The 19,485-nt window shown below is 45.2% G+C and carries 20 protein-coding genes; 16 read left to right on the forward strand and 4 right to left on the reverse strand.

Features of this window, described 5'->3' with window-relative positions; genetic code table 11:
• The first annotated feature begins 59 nt into the window (after window positions 1-59).
• Together ACSVDE_RS06515 and ACSVDE_RS06520 are read left to right on the forward strand one after the other, a co-directional pair.
• Window positions 60-629, forward strand: a complete 570-nt coding sequence (locus ACSVDE_RS06515) for a cysteine hydrolase family protein (protein ID WP_439300121.1) — start codon at window positions 60-62, stop codon at window positions 627-629.
• On the forward strand, window positions 616-930 hold the full coding sequence (locus tag ACSVDE_RS06520) for a hypothetical protein (RefSeq protein ID WP_439300122.1): 315 nt from the start codon (window positions 616-618) through the stop codon (window positions 928-930). The genes ACSVDE_RS06515 and ACSVDE_RS06520 overlap by 14 nt, the downstream gene beginning before the upstream one ends.
• Before the next feature lie 181 nt (window positions 931-1,111).
• Here the strand turns inward: ACSVDE_RS06520 and ACSVDE_RS06525 are convergent, their stop codons facing one another.
• Window positions 1,112-1,603, reverse strand: a complete 492-nt coding sequence (locus tag ACSVDE_RS06525) for a GNAT family N-acetyltransferase (protein ID WP_439300123.1) — start codon at window positions 1,601-1,603, stop codon at window positions 1,112-1,114.
• Between the two features lie 80 nt (window positions 1,604-1,683).
• Here ACSVDE_RS06525 and ACSVDE_RS06530 point away from each other — a divergent pair, with 80 nt between their 5' ends.
• The 3 genes from ACSVDE_RS06530 to ACSVDE_RS06540 all read left to right on the forward strand — a co-directional run bounded on the left by ACSVDE_RS06530 (window position 1,684) and on the right by ACSVDE_RS06540 (window position 5,991).
• Window positions 1,684-2,292: a DUF3298 domain-containing protein gene (locus tag ACSVDE_RS06530; RefSeq protein WP_439300124.1), complete on the forward strand. Its 609-nt coding sequence runs from the start codon at window positions 1,684-1,686 to the stop codon at window positions 2,290-2,292.
• A gap of 133 nt (window positions 2,293-2,425) precedes the next feature.
• A complete protein-coding gene (locus ACSVDE_RS06535; RefSeq protein ID WP_439300125.1) occupies window positions 2,426-5,452 on the forward strand; it encodes an SNF2-related protein in 3,027 nt (1,008 codons plus the stop codon).
• Complete coding sequence (locus tag ACSVDE_RS06540; protein WP_439300126.1) at window positions 5,449-5,991, forward strand: SWIM zinc finger family protein; 543 nt, start codon at window positions 5,449-5,451, stop codon at window positions 5,989-5,991. Before ACSVDE_RS06535 ends, ACSVDE_RS06540 begins: the two co-directional genes overlap by 4 nt.
• A gap of 64 nt (window positions 5,992-6,055) precedes the next feature.
• Here ACSVDE_RS06540 and ACSVDE_RS06545 read toward each other — a convergent pair whose 3' ends face one another.
• On the reverse strand, window positions 6,056-6,196 hold the full coding sequence (locus tag ACSVDE_RS06545) for a hypothetical protein (RefSeq protein WP_439300127.1): 141 nt from the start codon (window positions 6,194-6,196) through the stop codon (window positions 6,056-6,058).
• A gap of 216 nt (window positions 6,197-6,412) precedes the next feature.
• Between ACSVDE_RS06545 and ACSVDE_RS06550 the strand changes: the two genes are divergently transcribed.
• The 4 genes from ACSVDE_RS06550 (at window position 6,413) to ACSVDE_RS06565 (ending at window position 9,897) form a co-directional block, all read left to right on the forward strand.
• A complete protein-coding gene (locus tag ACSVDE_RS06550) occupies window positions 6,413-7,543 on the forward strand; it encodes a conserved virulence factor C family protein (protein WP_439300128.1) in 1,131 nt (376 codons plus the stop codon).
• A 74-nt stretch (window positions 7,544-7,617) separates the two neighbouring features.
• Window positions 7,618-8,052 carry a BrxA/BrxB family bacilliredoxin gene (locus ACSVDE_RS06555; protein WP_439300129.1) on the forward strand — a complete coding sequence of 145 codons (435 nt, stop codon included), beginning with the start codon at window positions 7,618-7,620 and terminating at the stop codon, window positions 8,050-8,052.
• 97 nt (window positions 8,053-8,149) lie between these two features.
• Window positions 8,150-9,118 carry an ATP-binding cassette domain-containing protein gene (locus tag ACSVDE_RS06560; protein ID WP_439300130.1) on the forward strand — a complete coding sequence of 323 codons (969 nt, stop codon included), beginning with the start codon at window positions 8,150-8,152 and terminating at the stop codon, window positions 9,116-9,118.
• A complete protein-coding gene (locus ACSVDE_RS06565; protein WP_439300131.1) occupies window positions 9,115-9,897 on the forward strand; it encodes an ABC transporter permease in 783 nt (260 codons plus the stop codon). Before ACSVDE_RS06560 ends, ACSVDE_RS06565 begins: the two co-directional genes overlap by 4 nt.
• Window positions 9,898-9,938: 41 nt before the next feature.
• Here ACSVDE_RS06565 and ACSVDE_RS06570 read toward each other — a convergent pair whose 3' ends face one another.
• Complete coding sequence (locus tag ACSVDE_RS06570) at window positions 9,939-12,110, reverse strand: MMPL family transporter (protein WP_439300132.1); 2,172 nt, start codon at window positions 12,108-12,110, stop codon at window positions 9,939-9,941.
• A gap of 203 nt (window positions 12,111-12,313) precedes the next feature.
• Window positions 12,314-12,508 (reverse strand): YjcZ family sporulation protein, encoded by a 195-nt coding sequence (locus ACSVDE_RS06575; protein ID WP_439301943.1) that lies wholly within the window; start codon window positions 12,506-12,508, stop codon window positions 12,314-12,316.
• Window positions 12,509-12,645: 137 nt separating this feature from the next.
• Here ACSVDE_RS06575 and ACSVDE_RS06580 point away from each other — a divergent pair, with 137 nt between their 5' ends.
• The 7 genes from ACSVDE_RS06580 to ACSVDE_RS06610 all read left to right on the forward strand — a co-directional run bounded on the left by ACSVDE_RS06580 (window position 12,646) and on the right by ACSVDE_RS06610 (window position 19,369).
• Window positions 12,646-13,422, forward strand: coding sequence for a class I SAM-dependent methyltransferase (locus ACSVDE_RS06580; protein ID WP_439300133.1), 777 nt, complete (start codon window positions 12,646-12,648; stop codon window positions 13,420-13,422).
• A gap of 342 nt (window positions 13,423-13,764) precedes the next feature.
• Entirely contained in the window at window positions 13,765-15,078 is a 1,314-nt protein-coding gene (locus ACSVDE_RS06585; RefSeq protein ID WP_439300134.1) for an MDR family MFS transporter, read from the forward strand.
• Window positions 15,079-15,214: 136 nt separating this feature from the next.
• Window positions 15,215-16,249, forward strand: coding sequence for a threonine aldolase family protein (locus ACSVDE_RS06590; protein WP_439300135.1), 1,035 nt, complete (start codon window positions 15,215-15,217; stop codon window positions 16,247-16,249).
• A 120-nt stretch (window positions 16,250-16,369) separates the two neighbouring features.
• Complete coding sequence (gene trhO, locus ACSVDE_RS06595) at window positions 16,370-17,284, forward strand: oxygen-dependent tRNA uridine(34) hydroxylase TrhO (protein WP_439300136.1); 915 nt, start codon at window positions 16,370-16,372, stop codon at window positions 17,282-17,284.
• Window positions 17,285-17,487: 203 nt separating this feature from the next.
• Window positions 17,488-17,685 (forward strand): PLD nuclease N-terminal domain-containing protein, encoded by a 198-nt coding sequence (locus ACSVDE_RS06600; protein ID WP_439300137.1) that lies wholly within the window; start codon window positions 17,488-17,490, stop codon window positions 17,683-17,685.
• Between the two features lie 2 nt (window positions 17,686-17,687).
• Complete coding sequence (locus ACSVDE_RS06605; protein ID WP_439300138.1) at window positions 17,688-18,596, forward strand: ABC transporter ATP-binding protein; 909 nt, start codon at window positions 17,688-17,690, stop codon at window positions 18,594-18,596.
• Window positions 18,593-19,369, forward strand: coding sequence for an ABC transporter permease (locus ACSVDE_RS06610; RefSeq protein WP_439300139.1), 777 nt, complete (start codon window positions 18,593-18,595; stop codon window positions 19,367-19,369). The genes ACSVDE_RS06605 and ACSVDE_RS06610 overlap by 4 nt, the downstream gene beginning before the upstream one ends.
• The last annotated feature ends 116 nt before the right edge of the window (window positions 19,370-19,485 follow it).

Genomic DNA, 19,485 nt, shown 5'->3' on the forward strand with positions numbered 1-19,485 from the left:
ACTTCCTGACAAAGACTTTGTTATAATGAAAGTAGAATAATGAAGGGGGTATTCAAGACGTGAAAGCGTTAGTCGTAATCGATTATACGAATGATTTTGTGGCAGATGACGGTCGTTTGACGTGTGGAGAGCCAGGCCAGGCTATTGAAGCTCGGATTACAGAATTGACGAAGACGTTTGTGGACGCAGGGGAGTATGTCGTTTTCGCAGTGGATGTGCATGACGAAAACGATCCGCATCATCCAGAGAACAGCCTGTTCCCGCCTCATAACATCCGTGGCACTGCTGGACGCTATCAATACGGTTCACTTGGCGAGTACTATGAAAAAGTGAAAGATAAAGTGTACTGGATGGACAAAACGCGTTATAGCGCTTTTGCAGGGACGGACCTGGAACTGAAACTCCGCGAACGCGGAGTGCAAGAGCTTCATCTCGTCGGGGTATGTACCGATATTTGCGTGCTACATACTGCAATTGATGCCTACAACAAAGGATTCAAGATCGTCGTTCACGAAGATGCAGTCCAGAGCTTCAACCAGGCTGGTCATGAATGGGCGCTTGGCCACTTTAAGAATACGCTCGGCGCTGAAGTCGTTAATGCCGCAGAAGGATCCAATGTCAGCAAGTGATTTTGAACAGGTGAAAAATACGTTTCAGAAAGCGCTCGATGATTGGAGCCACATGCAGAAAACCTCTGGAGATGAAGGGGCTGAGTGGGCAGAGCGATTTGAACAGCATTTTTACGAGATGGTAGAAAAGCTGAAGTTCTGGTATGAGCAGCTAGAACCAAAGCCCCCGAGTTATGATGAGCTGGAAGCGATGCCTGAAATAGAGGAAATTCAGGAGCAGCTTCCAGGACCTCTCCTGCTGAATTTCCTGACCGAATTGGAAGACATCTACGATGGTGTCGAGAAAAAATCCTTTGATTAGCGGTAAAAAAATCTGATCCCAAACGAGCGGGGTCAGATTTTTGTCGTACTAAAGACCTATTTTACAAAACAGGTGGTCATTTTTCTAAAACCGCAAGGGATTTTTACAAAACCACCCCCGAAATTTCTAAAACACCCAGCTGTTTTTCTAAAACCGATCCCTAAATTTCTAAAACCTCACTTTAAAACTCCCACCCGTATGCAATTTCGGTGTGTTTAACCCCTTCAATTTCAAGCTGATCCTCTTTAAATGCTCGTCCACCCATCTTTTCATAGAAAAACTTCGATGAATTCTCTTCTAACACCCACACATACATGGAATTCAAGCCTTCGCTTTTCATCCAGTCCACGGACGCTTCAAATAATCGCTTCCCAAACCCTTTCCCCTGACATTCACTCAACAAATAGATTGCATAAATCTCGCCGTCGTAAGGAATCTCCTCAATCCGACGTCTGCCGCCATTCACAAAACCTACAATTCTCCCATTCTCTTCAGCTACGTACATGAATCCGCCAGTCTGCTGGATGACCTGAGTCCATTGCTCAATTTTACGTTCAACCGATAGTTGAGCAAGGAACGAATCACTCACAATCCCTTTATACGTCGTTTTCCAGCTTGACACATGGACTTCAGCAATTTGCGTCACATCATCAATCGTCGCTTTCCGAATCATAGACACCACTCCATCCCGAAATGAATAAGATATACCATTCATGATAGACGCCTAGTCCCCAATTGGAAAGAGGGAATGGAATGTATGATAAATTTAAACCAGTTAAAGTGATTACGATAAAGAAAGAACATGAGATTGTGAAAGTTTCGTATCCAAAACTTGTGGATATGAAGGACAAAAAAGCGGAGGCAAAGATCAATAGGGAGATCCGGGAGTTAGTGGATGAGCTAGTGGAGGAGGGGAACCAACCCGATGCCACCACTGTGGAGGTCCGATATGAAACGAAAGTGAACCGGAATGGCGTCTACAGCGTCGTACTCATCCTCTTTTATTTCATAGAGCATGCTGCCCACCCGATGCAAATCCAGAAGGCACTCACTTTTTCAACGCTCACAGGGCACAACTATACGTTCCCTGAACTGTTTTCGAAGAACAGCTATTACAAAACGAGACTGACCCGCTATGTGAAGGACTATGTAAAAAAGGAAAACATCCAGTTGATCAACGAGATACAGACGATTACGGATGATCAGGAGTTTTACCTAACAGACGAGGATCTCGTGCTTTTTTACCAGCTGTATGAATACACACCTTACGTCTATGGATTTCTTGAAGTGCCGATCCCGTTAGGAGAGGTTCGTTCGATGGCTGCGATGGATAGTCCGATCCGCCAACTGACGTCCCGTTAGACAAATGCCCACGATACATACGTGGGCTTTTTTTGACAACAACTCGATCCCTTCCGATGGAAGTTTTTATGGAGTGCTTTTTTGTGATAAAATGGTCTTTATGGGATAAATTCGTTCCAATAGGAGTTAGGCGATGATTACATACTATCACTTACAAATGACATTCATACCTTCCCTCGACGAACGCGGGAAGTTTCTCATATGGGTCACACGCCCGAATGGCGAACCGATTTCCATCAGCAAGTCCAGGTTGCACTGGCTGCTTGGGGAATCGGGGATTTCGCATGTTTTCACAAGTGAAAAAGAAGAGAGCAAAACGCTCATCGTAGATTGGGATGAAAAGCATTACGAAGTGGAAGGACTGCTCGTCGACATGTGGCGGGTGTACCTCTTTTTACAGCAGCCAGTCGCACATACGACAAAGGGCTCCTTTTATTTCGGTGAAAGTTTCGTGTATTGGGAGACAGTCGCGAGAAGTCTTGAAACACTCATACGGGGCGGACAATACTTCCCGACAATCTATGAAATCACGAAAGAGAAGCGGCATTATGCCTATGCGCAGTGGATGATTGCGAGAACCGTACTCGAAGGTCAAGCGCTTTCCGATTGGTTGAAATCCGCCTCACCACTTATCTTCTCATTTGAGCATCTTTCAACGTTCCCAATCCGCGAGTGGCAAAATCTGATGATCGACATCTGGGCGGACCAGATCATCAAAGTCCATCTCACCTCTGGACCTGAAATCGATTTGGAAGGCTTAACTGTGGAACATTCAGATATCATGGTCCGATGGGAAAAAGCGCTTCTAACTTCAAATGCGAGCTTTTTCCATATCGTCGATCAGAAGTCGGAGCTTCAACAATTGCACATCCTGATTCGTGAAGTGCGGAAGTGGCATGCGCCAATCAGCACAGATTCCTTCCGTACATTGGAAAAAGGGCTAGTCAACTTCAAGCAGCCGTTCATCCAGACAGGTTTTACCGTCGGATCGATGGACATCAACTGCTTCCCTATGGATGACGAAGAGATGAGACATTGGGGCGTGCAGATCTACATCACAGGTGAACAAGAAGGGGAATCATTGAGACTACCGATGGATGATCAGCGGATCGTCCGTTCATATATTAAAAACTGGGTAGATGACCGCATCAATTACCTCGTTCAGATGGATGATGCGCTCTATCAGTCCCAACGGAAACTTCGACAATCCGGGACGGCAGAAATTTCGCTCGATACGATGCGTACGCTCCATGAAAACTTGAGTGTACTGAAGTCGATGGACATCCAATTGACGTTCCCGGCTGGCTTGACGCTCGAATCGATGGATCGAGAGGATGTATCGGTCTCTCTGAACGTGAAAAACGACCATGGAGAAGGGGTCGGATTGAGCAGTTTATTGAACTTCAACTGGCAGATTGCGATCGGTGATATCGAGCTGTCAGTCGAAGAGTTCAAACGACTCGTCTACCGACAGCAATACATCATTGAAAAAGACGGTAAATGGATCATGCTGCCGCAATCGAAAATTGAAGAGATTTTCGAGGAAATCGGTGAGCTAGATCCGATCATCCGGAGTAAAGCATCGTTTGCGACATTAGTTGGTGTGAACGCCAAAAATCAGGATTTCGATTCGGACATCGATCTCCACATGGACCGTGAAGTGCAAGACTATCTGAAGTATTTCCTAACACCAACCGAAGAACAATATGAGATTCCAGAAAGTTTCCGAGGTGTGCTCCGTCCTTATCAGAAAAAAGGCTTTCAATGGATGCGTTCGCATCGGGACAAAAGGATCGGTGTTTGCCTTGCAGACGACATGGGGCTCGGGAAAACGATCCAGGCAATCACGTATTTGTTGGATATCAAGCGGGAAGCGAAGCCTCATCTGATCATTTGCCCGACATCGGTTCTTGGCAATTGGAAACGGGAATTAGAACGCTTCGCCCCATCATTGAATTCAAAAGTGCATCATGGAGCGGACCGGGCTAAAGATGTGCCCACCTTCCAACATGAACTTAAAGGTGAAGATGTACTCATTACGAGCTACGCGCTGCTTTTACGGGATCAACATCTATTTGAAAACGAGGAGTGGAATGCGGTCATCCTAGATGAGGCGCAAATGATCAAGAACCCGACTACGAAACAAAGTCGTCTGGTCCGTTCGTTAAAATCAGTTCACCGGATTGCTCTGACCGGAACGCCCATGGAAAACCGCTTGGAGGAGCTTTGGTCGATTTCGGATTTCTTGAATCCCGGTTACCTTGGCAACCGGAGTTCCTTCAGCCAACAGTTCATCCGTCCGATTGAAAAGGAAGGTAAAAAAGAACGGGTCGAAGTATTGAAACGCTTGATACAGCCGTTCTTATTGCGGCGATCCAAGCAACAGACGTCCATTGTCGAAGAGTTGCCGGAAAAAACGGAGACGAAAATCCATTGTCAGCTGACGAAGGAGCAAGCCTCCCTTTATCAGATGGTCGTCGATCAGATCCGAGAAAAGCTTCAGTCTACGACTGGAATGGAAAGACGAGGCACGATACTCGGTGGCATCACGAAATTGAAGCAGGTTTGTAACCATCCATCCTTGTTGACGTGGGATGAACCGATTGCTTCTCACTCCGGGAAGATCACCGAGTTTCTGCAAATTTTAGACAGTAAGGTGAAGGAAGGGGAAAAAGCCCTCGTCTTCACTCAATATGTCAAAATGGGTGATTTACTGAAGGGATTGTTGGAAAAGGAAACCACTGAAATGAAGGTGTTCTTTTTACATGGAGGCATTCCGTCGCAGAAGCGTGAACAGATGCTGAAGCAATTCCGGGAAACGGAATCGAAGAAATGCGTATTCATCTTGTCAATTAAAGCGGGTGGAGTCGGATTGAATCTGACCGAAGCCAATCATGTCATCCATCTCGACCGTTGGTGGAATCCTGCGGTTGAAAACCAGGCAACGGACCGTGCATACCGGATCGGTCAGGAGCAAAACGTGAGCGTGTATAAAATGATTACGAAAGGGACGCTTGAAGAAGGAATCGATAAATTGATTGATCGGAAGTCCCATCTCACCTCACAAATCGTCAGTCATGAAGATCAATGGGTGACGGAAATGAGCGATAAAGAATTGATTGAGCTGATTCGGTTACGGGAGAAGGTGCTGCACTCATGACGAAAAAAGGGCGAAAGTCGGAAACGAAACTCCAACAATGGTTGAATCAGTTTTCAGAACGTGTGGACTATACCAGGTTCCAAAAAGGAATGAACCTTTACAACGATCATCGTGTCCATGGCTTTCAGGTGTTTCCGAATCATTTCGAGTGCCAGATTGAAGGGCAGCATGATCCGTATGAAGTTCGAGGATACTACAGGCTGGAAGACGGTATACCGATTTTGAACGATTATGAGGTGGTATGCTCCTGTCCTGATGAGAAGCCGATCTGTAAACATGGCGTTTGTGCGACGATGTTTTTCATACTGAATGAACTGTCTACGGAACAGAAAGATACAGAAGACAGGGTTAGAATGGAACGATCGGCACAAATCGAAGAACCATTGAACGAACTGCAACAAAAAGTGGCAGCACAAACGAGTTCAATTTTAGAGCTCCATTCGTATAGAGGAAGCCGAAACATACCAAACAAGGATTACATTGAAACGGTCCATGCTCGTGTTGTATCGGTGATGGACGAATTGAAGAAAAGACAGTAAGAGGGTTGACCTGCATCAGGTCAACCCTTTTGACTTGCGTATGCTGTTGATTAAGTATGAGTGCTTATGCAGGTTGATCCTGATAGGTTGGAGGGACAATCTCATAATAAGCTCGATTATAGGTGATGACTTGTTGTCCTTGTACAGTGACGATTCGGTCTTCTGTAATGCGGATGACTCTGCCTTCGACTGGGAGCTTCTTCATCATATCCTCTCCTTTAAAATAATGAATGGATGAAACCTATACTTTTATATACCCGTTTTTCAGAAAAATGAACATTTTTAACATAAAACTACAAAAGTTACAAACATATGACAATGAAAGACAATTCTCTGCGAGCCGAACGATATGAGATTTCTTCATACGTATGTTATATTTTGAGTAGAGGCAAGGAACGTTTCAGAAAGGGGTTTTTGTATTATGAAACTGCGCGGTATCGAACCGACACCAAGTCCGAATACAATGAAGTTGATTGTAGATGAAGCCTTACCGAGCGGGAAAAACATGAATTTCAAAGCAGACCAGATAGATGAAGCACCCGCACCGTTGAATGCATTGTTAAGCATCGAAGGTGTGAAAGGACTTTACTATGTTGCTGATTTCATCGCGCTCGAACGGAATGCGAAGCACGATTGGAAAGTGATTCTGCCGAAAGCCCGTCAAGTGATGGGAGATGAAACAGCTGAGGTAGAGGCGGAGCAAGAGGAAAAGGATGAAGATTTTGAAGAGATCAAAGTGTTCATCCAAAAGTTCCGTCGTATTCCGATGCAAATCAAACTGATCAAAGGTGAAACGGAAGAGCGAGTCGGTTTACCAGACCGATTCATGGAAACCGTCATGGCGGCTCAAAGTGCTTCAGACAATGTTGTGATGGAGCGTCAATGGATCGAGCAAAGTCCACGTTACGGTGACATGGATGAGGTCGGTAAAGAAGTGGCAGAAGAAATCAGTGCCGCTTATGATGACGCACGTCTATCTGCCTTGAAGGAGCAGGCATTTGAACAAAATACGGCTGACATCTCTAAGCGAAAACAAGCGTACAAAGTGACGATGGATATGATGGAACAGCCTGATTGGAAAGATCGTTACGCAGCGCTCGAACAGATGGAACCGACGAAAATGGATCTTCCTGTACTGGAAAAAGCGTTGGATGATGAGAAAACATCTATTCGTCGTCTGGCAACCGTTTACCTAGGTATGATTGAAGACCAAGAAGTGCTTCCATACATGACGAAAGCACTCCAGGATAAAAGTGTGACAGTCCGTCGAACGGCCGGAGATTGCATGTCGGACCTCGGATTTAAAGAGGCAATTCCAGTGATGATCGATTCGTTGAAGGACAAGAACAAACTCGTCCGCTGGCGTGCAGCGATGTTTTTATATGAAGTTGGAGACGAGTCAGCGATTCCAGCATTGAAAGCAGCGAAAGACGACCCTGAATTCGAAGTGGCGATGCAAGTGAATATGGCTTTAGAACGGATTGAAGGCGGGGAAGAAGCGAAAGGTTCCGTATGGAAACAGATGACGGAAACGATTCAAAAAGGCAAGTAACGGAAAGTCAATTGATGTTTCAATGACCTCATGATAAAGTTAATGAAAGACAAAGAATAATGGAGGTATGTTCCATGTCCATGGCATATGAAGAATATATGAGACAACTTGTACAACCAATGAGAGATGAATTGACAGAAGCAGGTTTCAAAGAGCTTCGCACACCTGAAGAAGTCGATGAATATATGGAAAACGCTGAAGGTACGACACTCGTGATGATCAACTCTGTTTGTGGTTGCGCTGCAGGTCTAGCACGTCCTGCCGTACGTACAGCAGCTCAACTTGAAAACGCACCAGACCACCTTGTAACTGTATTTGCCGGCCAAGATAAAGTCGCAACTTCAGTCATGCGTTCTTATTTCTTGGATGTTGAACCATCTTCTCCTTCAATCGCACTGTTGAAAGGTAAAGAATTGGTCCACTTCGTACCAAGAGAAGAAATTGAAGACCATGATCCGGAAGATATCGTCCAGAACCTGACGAACGCATTTGAAACCCACTGCAAATAAAAAGGGCATACAAAAAACAGGATGACAACGATGCAGACCCTATCAAATTTTGATTTGATAGGGTTTTTTCTTCTTATTACAAAAAGGAGTGATGGCAATGACTTCACCAATCATCCGTGTTGAAAATCTTGCGAAAACGTTCAAGGGGAATGTACAAGCAGTGAAGGATGTGACCTTTGAAGTAGACGAAGGGGAGTTTTTCGCTTTTCTCGGACCGAATGGAGCTGGGAAATCGACGACCGTCCAAATGCTGACCACGTTATTGACTCCTACAGCAGGATCCATCACCGTTGCAGGTTATGATACGGAAAAAGAACCCGAAAAAATTCGCCAAAACATCGGAGTTGCACTGCAAGAAACGGGTGTGGACCCGAACTTGACAGGCAGAGAGCTTCTCATCCTCCAGTCGAGGTTGTTCGGTTTGAATGGTTCGCAAGCGAAAGAGCGGGCAAACGAGCTGCTTGAACTTGTAGATTTGACTAGTGATGCGGATCGTCAGTGTGGCAACTATTCCGGTGGTATGAGGCGTCGACTTGATTTGGCGCTCGCTCTCGTACATAGCCCGAAGGTGCTTTTTCTCGATGAACCGACGACTGGACTTGATCCGATGAACCGAAAAGCGGTATGGGAAGAAATCCGGCATCTCAATAAAGAGCTCGGTACGACGATCTTTTTAACGACACAATACCTGGAAGAAGCGGACCAATTGGCGGATCGGATCAGTATCATAGACAAGGGAACCATCGTCGCAACGGGAACCGCAGAGGAATTGAAAAGCTCGATCGGTGTGGATCTCGTCACGTTACAGTTTGAATCGCGGGATGACGCACTGAGCGCGAAGGAACTGTTCACAAACAAATCCGAGAATGTCATCGACTTGAAGGAGCAACTGCAAATTTACATTGAAAACGGTACGGCACAATTGCCAGAGATGATCCGACAACTCGATGAATCCCACATCCCATTGGTAAAACTGAACGTCTCGCCTCCGACATTGGATGATGTGTTTCTGAACGTTACGGGTGAGCGTTTGAAAAAGTCACAAAGGAGTGTGGAGCAGGCATGAGCAAAGCTTCGTTTTTCGTCGAGACGTATCTACATACCAAAAGAAGCGTGTTAGTCACGCTCCGTAACCCTTTCACCTTCATTCCGAACTTGATGATCAGTTTGTTTTTCCTATTCGTGTATGAGGGCGGATTAAGTGGCATTTCTGAGCTACCGGAATTCGAGGGAGCCAACTATTTGGCATTCATTTTACCGGTATCGATCGTTTCTGCTGCCATCGGTGGGGCTGGTGGAGCGGGGCAATCCCTCGTTCGAGACCTGGAAAATGGATATTTCTCCAAGCTGTTGTTGACGCCGTCTTCACGGCTGGCGATTGTTCTAGGTCCGATTATCGCCGGAATGCTCCAGCTCTGTGTCCAGACGATACTAATCCTTGTCGTAGGACTTCTGTTAGGCTTGGAAGTGGCAACCGGTGTCGGTGGGATGCTTGTGGTCATACTCATCGCAATCGGATGGGGGCTTGCATTTGCAGGCTATTCTGCTGGCGTCGCTTTACGGACGAAGAATGCACAGGCTGCACAGGCCGGTACGCTCATCTTTTTCCCTCTCATTTTTTTGAGTACCACGTTCGTTCCGTATGAGCTGATTGAAGCGCAATGGCTGAGAGTAGCAGCAGTCATCAACCCGACGACGTACATATTTGAGAGCATGCGTGCGGTGTTGATCGACGGTTGGGTGTGGGAAGAACTTGTGAAAGGTTTGACAGCGATCGTAATCATTTGTGTAATCACAATCAGTTTTGCTGCATTGAACGCGAAGAAAGCGGTCAGTCGCGGATAAAACGATAGAAAAAGGACCCAGTGCTTGGGTCCTTTTTTAAGTCAATGATTCGGTTGTCGCTGTTTCCTGAGCTTCGGCATCCACCAATTCCAGTGGCCCATCAGCTTCATAAGGGAAGGAACGAGGACCATCCGGACGAGTGTTGCGTCGAGGAAGATTGCGAGCGCGATCGATACCCCCATTTGTTTGACGGGCACAACGCCGGTAAACGCAAACGCGCCTGTCACAACGATCATAATCAACGCAGCGGATGTGATGATTTTACTCGTTGATGTCAAGCCCATCAAGGTCGCATAGTCATTGTCCTTCGTTTCCTCGTAATATTCTTGGATGCGGGAAATGAGGAAGACCTCGTAATCCATGCTGAGTCCAAATACGATACCGAACGTGAATACTGGAATCATCAGACCGATGCCATTAACAGGGTCGACGAAATGCCCTTCCTGGAAAATCCATACGACGATGCCGAATGTTGCACTCAAGCTGATCACATTCATCACGATGGCTTTTAACGGTATGAATAGTGAACGGAACGCAATCAACAATATGATATAGGTGGTAAGGAGAACGAAAGCCACGGCATATGGTGCTTTTTCATAGATTTCATCGAAAATCTCCTGGGTGAATTTACTGTTTCCTCCCAGAATCAGTTCATATTCCTCATAAGTCCCGTTCCACTCTCGAACCCAGTCTTTCGCTTGGCTGGATGTCGTATCCACGTTCAGATAGACTCGGAAGATGGACTTATCCTCTTGAACATACGACTCAACCGCTTTATTCAGACCGGAAGGAAGTGTTTCGGATTCCACCATGGAATGGAGTTGTTCGGGTGGTACACCTGTTGTTGAGAAGACGGATTCGACTCGATCTACGATGGGTTCATCTTTCAGTTCGTTTTGCAGATCTTCCAGATCATCCAACGTTTCCTTCGAGTCGAGGAGCTCTTCTCCACCATCAACAATCATCGTGACAGGATACAACTCTTGTTCACCGAACGTGTCTTTGAACGTCTCGAACGCCTGTCTCGATTCGTATGACTTCGGTAAGGCTTCGGCTTCCGGAATGGTCAAGTTCAAGTTGCCTAGGGGCAGGATCGCCGTGATGAGAATGACGAGTGCAATCAGGAACATGGAAACCGGACGCTTCATGACGAATTGGGCGAATCGATACCAGTTGCTCACTTTCTTTTCTTTTGCTTTTAAAACTTTCCATTTATTGATTTTGTGTCCCAGTATCCCTAAAACTGCAGGGAGGAATGTAAGGGCACAGATCACCGATAAGATGACGACGACCATCCCCCCGATCGCCACCGTTTGGAAAATATCGATGTCGATGAACAGCATGGAAGAGAGTCCTAGGAACACGCAGAGCCCGGAAAAGGCGATCGACCTGCCGGCAGTTTGGATTGAAACGTCAATCGCTTGCTCGATGGATCTCTTATCGATCTCTTCACGGAACCGATTAACAAGGAGTAATGCGAAATCGATTCCAAGTGCAAGACCGATCATCGGGACGACGTTCAACAGGAAAATGGACAAATCAAGCTCCTGTCCGATGAAATAAAGGATCCCGAGAGAACTGACGACACTTACGACGCCGATGAGTAGTGGAATGAATGCTGCCACAACGCCACCGAATGCGAAAAGAAGGATGATGAGCGCAGCAGGGATACCAATGGCTTCAGCTCGCTTCAAATCTTCTTGACTAGCTTTGTTCATGTCTTCAGAAATGACCGCGCCGCCTGTCAGACTCGCATTGAAATCCTCAGTGTCTTCCAGGTTCTCTCGGATCTGTTCAATGGAATCTTTCAGTTCGGTAAAACTTTTATCAAATCCGAGAAGAATGTAAGCGATATTGTCTTTGGCCATTTTTGTGTTTTGGTTGGGGGAGGTGATGCTTGAAAGATGATCCACTCCCTCTAAGTCTTCGATTGTATCTCGCACGTAATTCTTGAATTCATCTGAATCAGCCTTATAGCTTTCTGACTCTATGACGATCGTCATGGACGATTTCGGTTGATTGAAATCTTCTTTAAGGATCTTTTGAGTCTCATTGAAAGAGCCTTTGGTTTCGAAACCACTGCCTTCAAGAATTGAAGGCATTTTCCAGGCGAACAGCCCGAGTGCAATCGCAAGGATACACCATAGAAAGATGATGGTTTTCTTGAAACGGAACAAAAGGGTACTGTACGTATGTAAAAATGAATTTCTCATGATTTCCTCCAAATCAAACAGATGATATGTGGATATTATACACTTGATGATGGGAATGTATGGATAATTCTGCATAAAAAAAGATCCGATTGTGATATCTTACAATCAGATCTAATGAGTTTGGCTGTTTTTGACATGCAAAAAAACACACTGGAGTAGTTTACACTTTAGTAGGCATTGAGCGAATTCACTTGAATCAGCGATTAGTGGTCTTTACCTTTTCCCCCACCGGCACAGGCGCAACCGACGATGATCAAGAGAATGAATAAAACGACGATGATCGTGAATCCATGACCATATCCATCGCAGTATCCATCGTATCCATAACCATGGTGCATCGGATAACAATGATCATATCCGTAGTCCATTTCCTTTTTCTTAGGCATATATTTTTTCATCTTTTCCAACAGACTTCCCCTCCAAATTTGATATAATCTGTTCTGTCTTACTACAAAATATGTACAATTGCCTTATATGCAACGGGGACACTAGTGGAATTTTTGTGTACAAACCTATTTTTTCGAGGTGTTTAGAAATGATCATTACGACTGGTGGAAAAGCGAAAATCGAATTGAAACATCGGGCAAAAGAAGTCGGTAACGAGCTAGGGATACCGTATGTGGATCGGCAGGATCGCTCGATTGATAAAATGATGGACCTCGTGGAAGACGGAATCATTGTCGTGCGAAGAGAAAGATTTCTCTTTTATCCGAAAGGGTCTTCCAGTCCTGTATTCTTCCATCCGAATTCCTCGCTTTTCAGAATCAAACGATTGATGAGAGGAGAGGACGACCCTCTTGTACGAAATGCTCGATTGAGAGAAGGGATGTCCATTTTAGATTGTACATTGGGGTGGGCTTCGGACAGTATCGTTGCGAGCTTTGTAGTCGGAAAGAATGGTAAAGTCGTCGGTATTGAAGGGAGTTCGACGATTGCTTTACTTACAACACTTGGCCTGAAAGTCTATGAAGATGAAAATCCTCTGATTTATGAAGCGATGCGTCGTGTTGAGGTGAAGGAGGGGGATCATCTGGATTATTTGCGGCAATGTCAAACAGATAGTTTTGATGTCGTCTATTTCGATCCGATGTTCGAGGAAACGATCGTCACTTCAGATGGCATTGCACCGCTGAAGGACTTTGCAGTGTACGAACCGATTTCTGAAGAAATCATCGAAGAGGCAAAGCGGGTCGCTCGAGAGCGTGTCGTGTTGAAAGATCATTATAAGAGCAACCGATTCGCCCAATTCGGTTTCGATGTCGAAATTCGAAAGACCTCTGCCTTTCACTTCGGCCACATTAAAGTTAAATAAGCAATGAGTAGGCACTTGTTCAGAAACCGTTTACTTTTAGAGAAGGGTTCTTTATACTTGGTTTGTAGAGTACAAAATTTTGGAAGGAGTGGTATTGATGAAATTCGTACAGCAGCAACAGCAATTCATCGTTCAACTACATATGGACCGAATTTCAGGTAGATACCACTTGGCGACGTAACACGAACTTTGTTTTGAACGGGTGTTTTGTATACGTGTGAAGCTATGGGTGTTTTCTATCCCATGGCTTTTTTTGTTCGCCAAGTTTTATGATACCAATGATTCAATGATCAAATGTAGTCTTCCTCGTACTAACGCACATGCAGAAAGTTGGTAGAAAAAATGAAAGAAACATGGAGAGCTTACAAAGAAATGGACCGGAATGTCTGGATCCGTTTCATCGGAGAGTCCATCAATGGAATTGCATTCATGATGTTGCTTCCTTTCTTGGCCTTATATTTGAAAGACCGGGTCGATCATATTTGGGAAGTCGGCATTGTCATGGGTGTCTCACCATTAGCATCCGTCTTCGGGACGATGATCGGTGGTCGTCTCGCAGACATTTACGGCCGGAAGCCGTTGATGGTTGGCTCAATGGCAGGAAATGCAGTCGTGATGCTTGGATTCGTCTGGTTTGACGGGTTTTGGGCGTTCGTTATCTTATCGTTGTTTTTAGGATTTTTCAATTCGTTGTTCCATCCTGCTGCCTCTGCAATGGTTGCGGATGTGACGGAGCCGGATAAACGGACAGAAGCATTCGGCCTTTTAAGGATGGGGCACAACATCGGTGCTGCCATCGGACCTTTAATCGGTGCTTCGGTCGTGCTTTTCTCGAAGCAGGTCATTTTTATGGTTTCTGCGGTGAGCATGTTCTTCTATGCGCTCATCGTCTTGATCTGGATCCGGGAAAGCTTACCGAAATCTGAGAAAAAAGAAACTCTTGAGGAAGCTTCTCAGAAAGAAGAGAAGCAAGATCTTCCGAGCCCATTCCAAGTGATTTTACGAGACAAGTTATTGTTCATCTTCATCATCACTGGAGTCGTCATTTCGATGTCGTTCACGCAAACGGAAGGGATGCTGCCGCTCCACTTCGATCAAACGTTGCCGAACTTGACAGATGCACAGAATCCGTTCACTTACATGCTTGCGTTCAACGGATTGCTCGTCGTCTTGTTCCAGTTTCCGATCTCACGATGGGCAGGGAACCGGGCAATCGGAAAAGTGATGCTTTATGGCTGTATCTTGTTTGGATTCGGACTTCTCGCAGTCGGTTGGCTTCCACAAGCGTTCACTGCCATCGGAACAAGTTACTGGGCGATCATGCTCATATTCCTTGCGATTTATGGCATTTACACATTAGGTGAGATGCTCATGTCACCTGTACAAATGACATTCGTAGCCAATCTTGCACCGGAACACTTACGAGGAACCTATATGGGGGCTGCAGGTCTTCAATGGATTCTTGGTGGTGTAACCGGTCCATTGCTCGGAGGTTACTTGCTTGATCTGGGACTTGGAAACATCCTTTACACGATCCTGGGTATCGGCTGTATCATTGCAGGAATCATCTATCTTTCACTTGATCGTTGGGTAGATGACCGCCCGAGTGCAGAGTCTTCCGTCACTCAGGGAAATGTTTCGACTGTAAACCAATAAGCTATGTTAAAATGAACACTAACCGACCCTTACTCCCATTTTGGAGTAGGGGTTTCTTAATCGATGGCGAAATGATATTAGAAATGCTCTAACGACATCATCTACTTTCTAAAAGTTTGAAAAGGAGCGGTCATTCATGATTGATTTACGAAGTGACACGATAACAAAACCGACAGAAGAAATGCGAAGAGCGATGTATGAAGCAGAAGTTGGCGATGACGTATACGGAGAAGACCCGACTGTCCAACGTCTTGAAGAGAAAGCGACTGAAATCCTTGGAAAAGAAGCAGCATTATTCGTGACGAGTGGCACGCAAGGGAACCAGATTGCCGTACTTACTCATTGTCAGCCTGGGAACGAGGTATTGCTCGAGGAGGATGCTCACATTTTTTACTATGAAGGTGGAGCGATATCAGCATTTGCAGGCGTTCAGACTAGAACAATCAAAGGCGAACGGGGTAAAATCCGACCAGACCTATTGAAAAATGCGGTGCGCGGTGACGATATCCATTTTCCTGAAACGGGATTGATCTGTATAGAAAACACGCACAATCGCGCAGGTGGTGCAATTGTACCGATCGAGAACATGAGAGAAGTTCATCAAGTCGCACAGGAACACAAGATTCCAGTCCACCTCGATGGAGCTCGATTGTTCAATGCCGCTGCGGAATTGGAGTTACCTGTTTCTGCATTCACGGAACACACGACGACAGTACAGATCTGCCTTTCCAAAGGACTCGGTGCACCAGCTGGGTCCATCATCGCAGGCAGCAATGCATTCATACAACGAGCACGAAAATGGAGAAAACGTCTTGGAGGTGGACTCCGACAAGTCGGTGTTTTGGCGGCACCTGGTATGATTGCTATAACGAAGATGGCAGATCGACTTAAGGAAGATCATGTTCGAGCGAGGAATCTTGCGGAAGGGCTGAAAGCGATCGAAGAGTTGGAGATCGTCAACCAAGTGGATACGAATATTGTCGTTGCTGACATTGAAAATACGGGAAAATCGGTTGGACAATTGCTAGAGGACTTGAAGGCTCAAGGTATACTAGCGGTTCCATTCGGACCTACCACAATCCGCTTGACGACACACCATCACATCACTGATCGCGATATCAAACAAACGCTTCGAGTGTTCCATCAACTTTTACAGCCTGTGCAAAAATAATGGACAAAAATTGAAATTAGTCAAAAAGAACTTGCCAAATGCAGGTTCTTTTTGCTAATATATTATGTCGTAACTGGTGTTGTACCTGCAATACAATACTAATGAAATAGGTGATTCAACATGACAAAACCATATCGTGTTTTACTTTATTACAAGTACGTTCCGATTGAGAACGGAGAACAGTTTAAAGATGAACATTTGAAAATGTGTAAAGAGCTCGGTTTGAAAGGCCGTATCTTGGTAGCTGATGAAGGGATCAATGGTACACTTTCAGGTCCCGTTGAAAAAACGGATGCATACATCGAAGCTCTAACAAGCGATGAACGTTTTAAAGATACTGAGTTTAAAATAGATGAAGCAGATGGACATGCGTTCAAAAAGATGCACGTCCGCTATCGTCCGGAACTTGTAAACTCTGGTGTCCTGAAAGAAATCAACCCGAATGTCACGACAGGAAAGCACTTGTCTCCTGAAGAGTTTTACGAAGCGATGAAACTGGATGATGTGATCATCATCGACGCTCGTAATGACTACGAATATGACATCGGACACTTCAGAGGAGCGATTCGTCCGGACATCCAAACATTCCGTGAATTACCGGATTGGATCAAAGAAAATCGTGAAAAATTCGAAGGCAAAAAGATCCTCACATATTGCACAGGCGGAATCCGTTGTGAGAAATTCTCAGGATTCTTAAAAGAAGAAGGATTTGAAGACGTAAACCAGTTACACGGTGGTATTATCAACTACAGCAAGAACCCGAAAACGCAGGGTCAACTTTACGACGGAAAATGTTACGTTTTCGATGAAAGAATTTCAGTGCCAATCAACCAGGTGGAGGAAAAGGTTGTCGGGAAATGTTATTATTGTGGTAAGCCAGAGGATCGCTACGTTAATTGTGCGAACCCAGAGTGTAACCTACAGCACGTAGCATGTCCTGAGTGTGAAGAAGAGCATATGCGCTCTTGCTCAGACGAGTGCCGTGAACACCCACGCAACCGTTATAACAAAGCACAAGAAACTCAAGAAGCATAAATCAAACGAACTAAGAAGCACTGCCATCCGTGGCAGTGCTTTTCTAATGCTTCAGTCGTCCCAGGTACCGCTCGGCAACCGTTGATATCACTACGTTTGTGAGCGGTACCTGGCACTGTCATCATTTTTTACTACCATTTGAATCTTCTTTACTACATAATCGTATATAGTAATGTAGGTTTGAGAAAAAGGGGGATATCACGATGGAAGAGTTACAGATGATCCGCTGGGATTTGGTCATTCCGATCATCATCATTCAATTGATTTTGATTGTTGTCGCTTTAGTGGATCTAATCCGCCACAAAGAGACGAATGGTCCACGTTGGATGTGGGTTTTGATAATTTTATTGGTAAACTTGTTCGGACCGATTTTATATTTCATTTTTGGAAGGAAGCAATAACGATGTCCATGATTAACGTGAATCGTCTCAATAAACAGTTCGATGGGAAGCATGTCGTCAAGAATGTCAGTTTCGACCTTGAGCCAGGAAAGTGTGTTGCACTACTGGGACCGAATGGAGCGGGGAAAACGACGACACTCCGAATGCTCTCTGGTTTGATCCGGTCTACCTCTGGTTCAATTCAATTCGAAGAGTTGAAGGAATCGAAGGACATCCGCCAGCATATCGGTTATCTTCCGCAATATCCCGCTTTCCATGATTGGATGACTGGAAAAGAGTTTCTCGTCTATGTCGGGCAGCTCGCTAATTTAACGAAAAAGGAAGCGTCCACTCGTGCAGATGAGCTGTTGAAACTAGTGGGTATTATCGATGCGTCCGGTCAGAGGATCAGAAAATATTCGGGTGGAATGAAACAACGACTTGGTATCGCTCAAGCGCTCATACATAGCCCGAAACTACTCCTACTGGATGAGCCTGTTTCAGCTCTTGATCCAATCGGGCGTAGGGAGGTCCTCACACTGATGGACAGCTTAAAAGAACATACGACATTGCTGTTTTCGACCCATATCCTGAACGATGCGGAGGAAATTTGTAATGAGCTGCTTGTCATGCATCACGGTGAGATTCTAGAATCAGGTCCGATCCGCGAAGTACGTAACAGACATCAAGTGGAGAAAATCGATATTTGTTTTGCGAATGAAACCGCTGATTATCAGAATCTAATCAGCCAGCTTCCATCAGTCGAGCGAGTGGAAATGAATAAAGACTCTATTCATGTGTTCGTTCAAAATATGAATCAAGGCCGTGAAGAAATTTTAGATGCAGTTCAATTTAACAAATGGCCGCTGACAAAATTCGAAGTCGGAAAAACAACGCTTGAGGATATGTTCATGAAGGTGGTGCAGAAATGAGGCAGTGGGCAGCGGTTTTCAAGAGAGAAAATCTTGAATTATGGCGTAACTTCAAGTGGATTTGGGTACCGATCGTCTTCGTTTTGCTTGGTGTTATGGATCCAATCAGTACATATTATTTGCCGAAAATCCTTGATGCTGTTGGGGGTATGCCGGACGGCGCAACCATCAACCTCCCCGAATTCCTGGCGGAAGACATCTTGATGGCAAGTCTTAGCCAGTTCAGCCAGCTCGGTGTTTTGATCATCGTTTTGATGACAATGGGTATGATCGCTCGTGAACGGCGTAGCGGAGTTGCAGAGTTGATCCTTGTGAAACCGGTCAAATACAGTACGTACATCACCGCTAAATGGGCTGCAACGGTGTTACTCGTATGGGTATCACTGGCATGTGGCGTGTTGATGAGCTGGTATTATACAAGCGTATTGTTCGGAGAACTCTCGTTCAGCCAATTCATGCATACATTGCTGTTCTACAGCTTGTGGTTGATCCTCGTGGTGAGCATTTCCGTTTTCATGAATACGCTCGTCAAAAATTCAGGCGTTGTAGCATTTTTGACGTTCATCACCATAATCGCATCAAGCATCCTGACAAACATATTCAATAAATATCTTGTATGGAGCCCGAACCGTTTATCAGAATACATCATGGATACGTTGAACACCGGAGTGATCCCGACAGAGCTATGGGGGACGGCTGGCGTAACGCTGGTATTGGTCATCATGCTGTTGGTTGCTTCCATTTTTACATTGAAAAACAAAGAATTGGCTTGATGAAGCAAACTCTTTGATTATTTTCCTCCAACTTTGGTACCTTAAAAGTAAAGGAGTGAATGTACAATGACACAACCAAACGTAATCGTTTATTCGCAGCCTTCCTGACCACCTTG

It is taken from the genome of Pseudalkalibacillus sp. Hm43 (assembly GCF_051842935.1).
In the GTDB taxonomy this organism is placed as follows: Bacteria; Bacillota; Bacilli; order Bacillales; family Fictibacillaceae; genus Pseudalkalibacillus.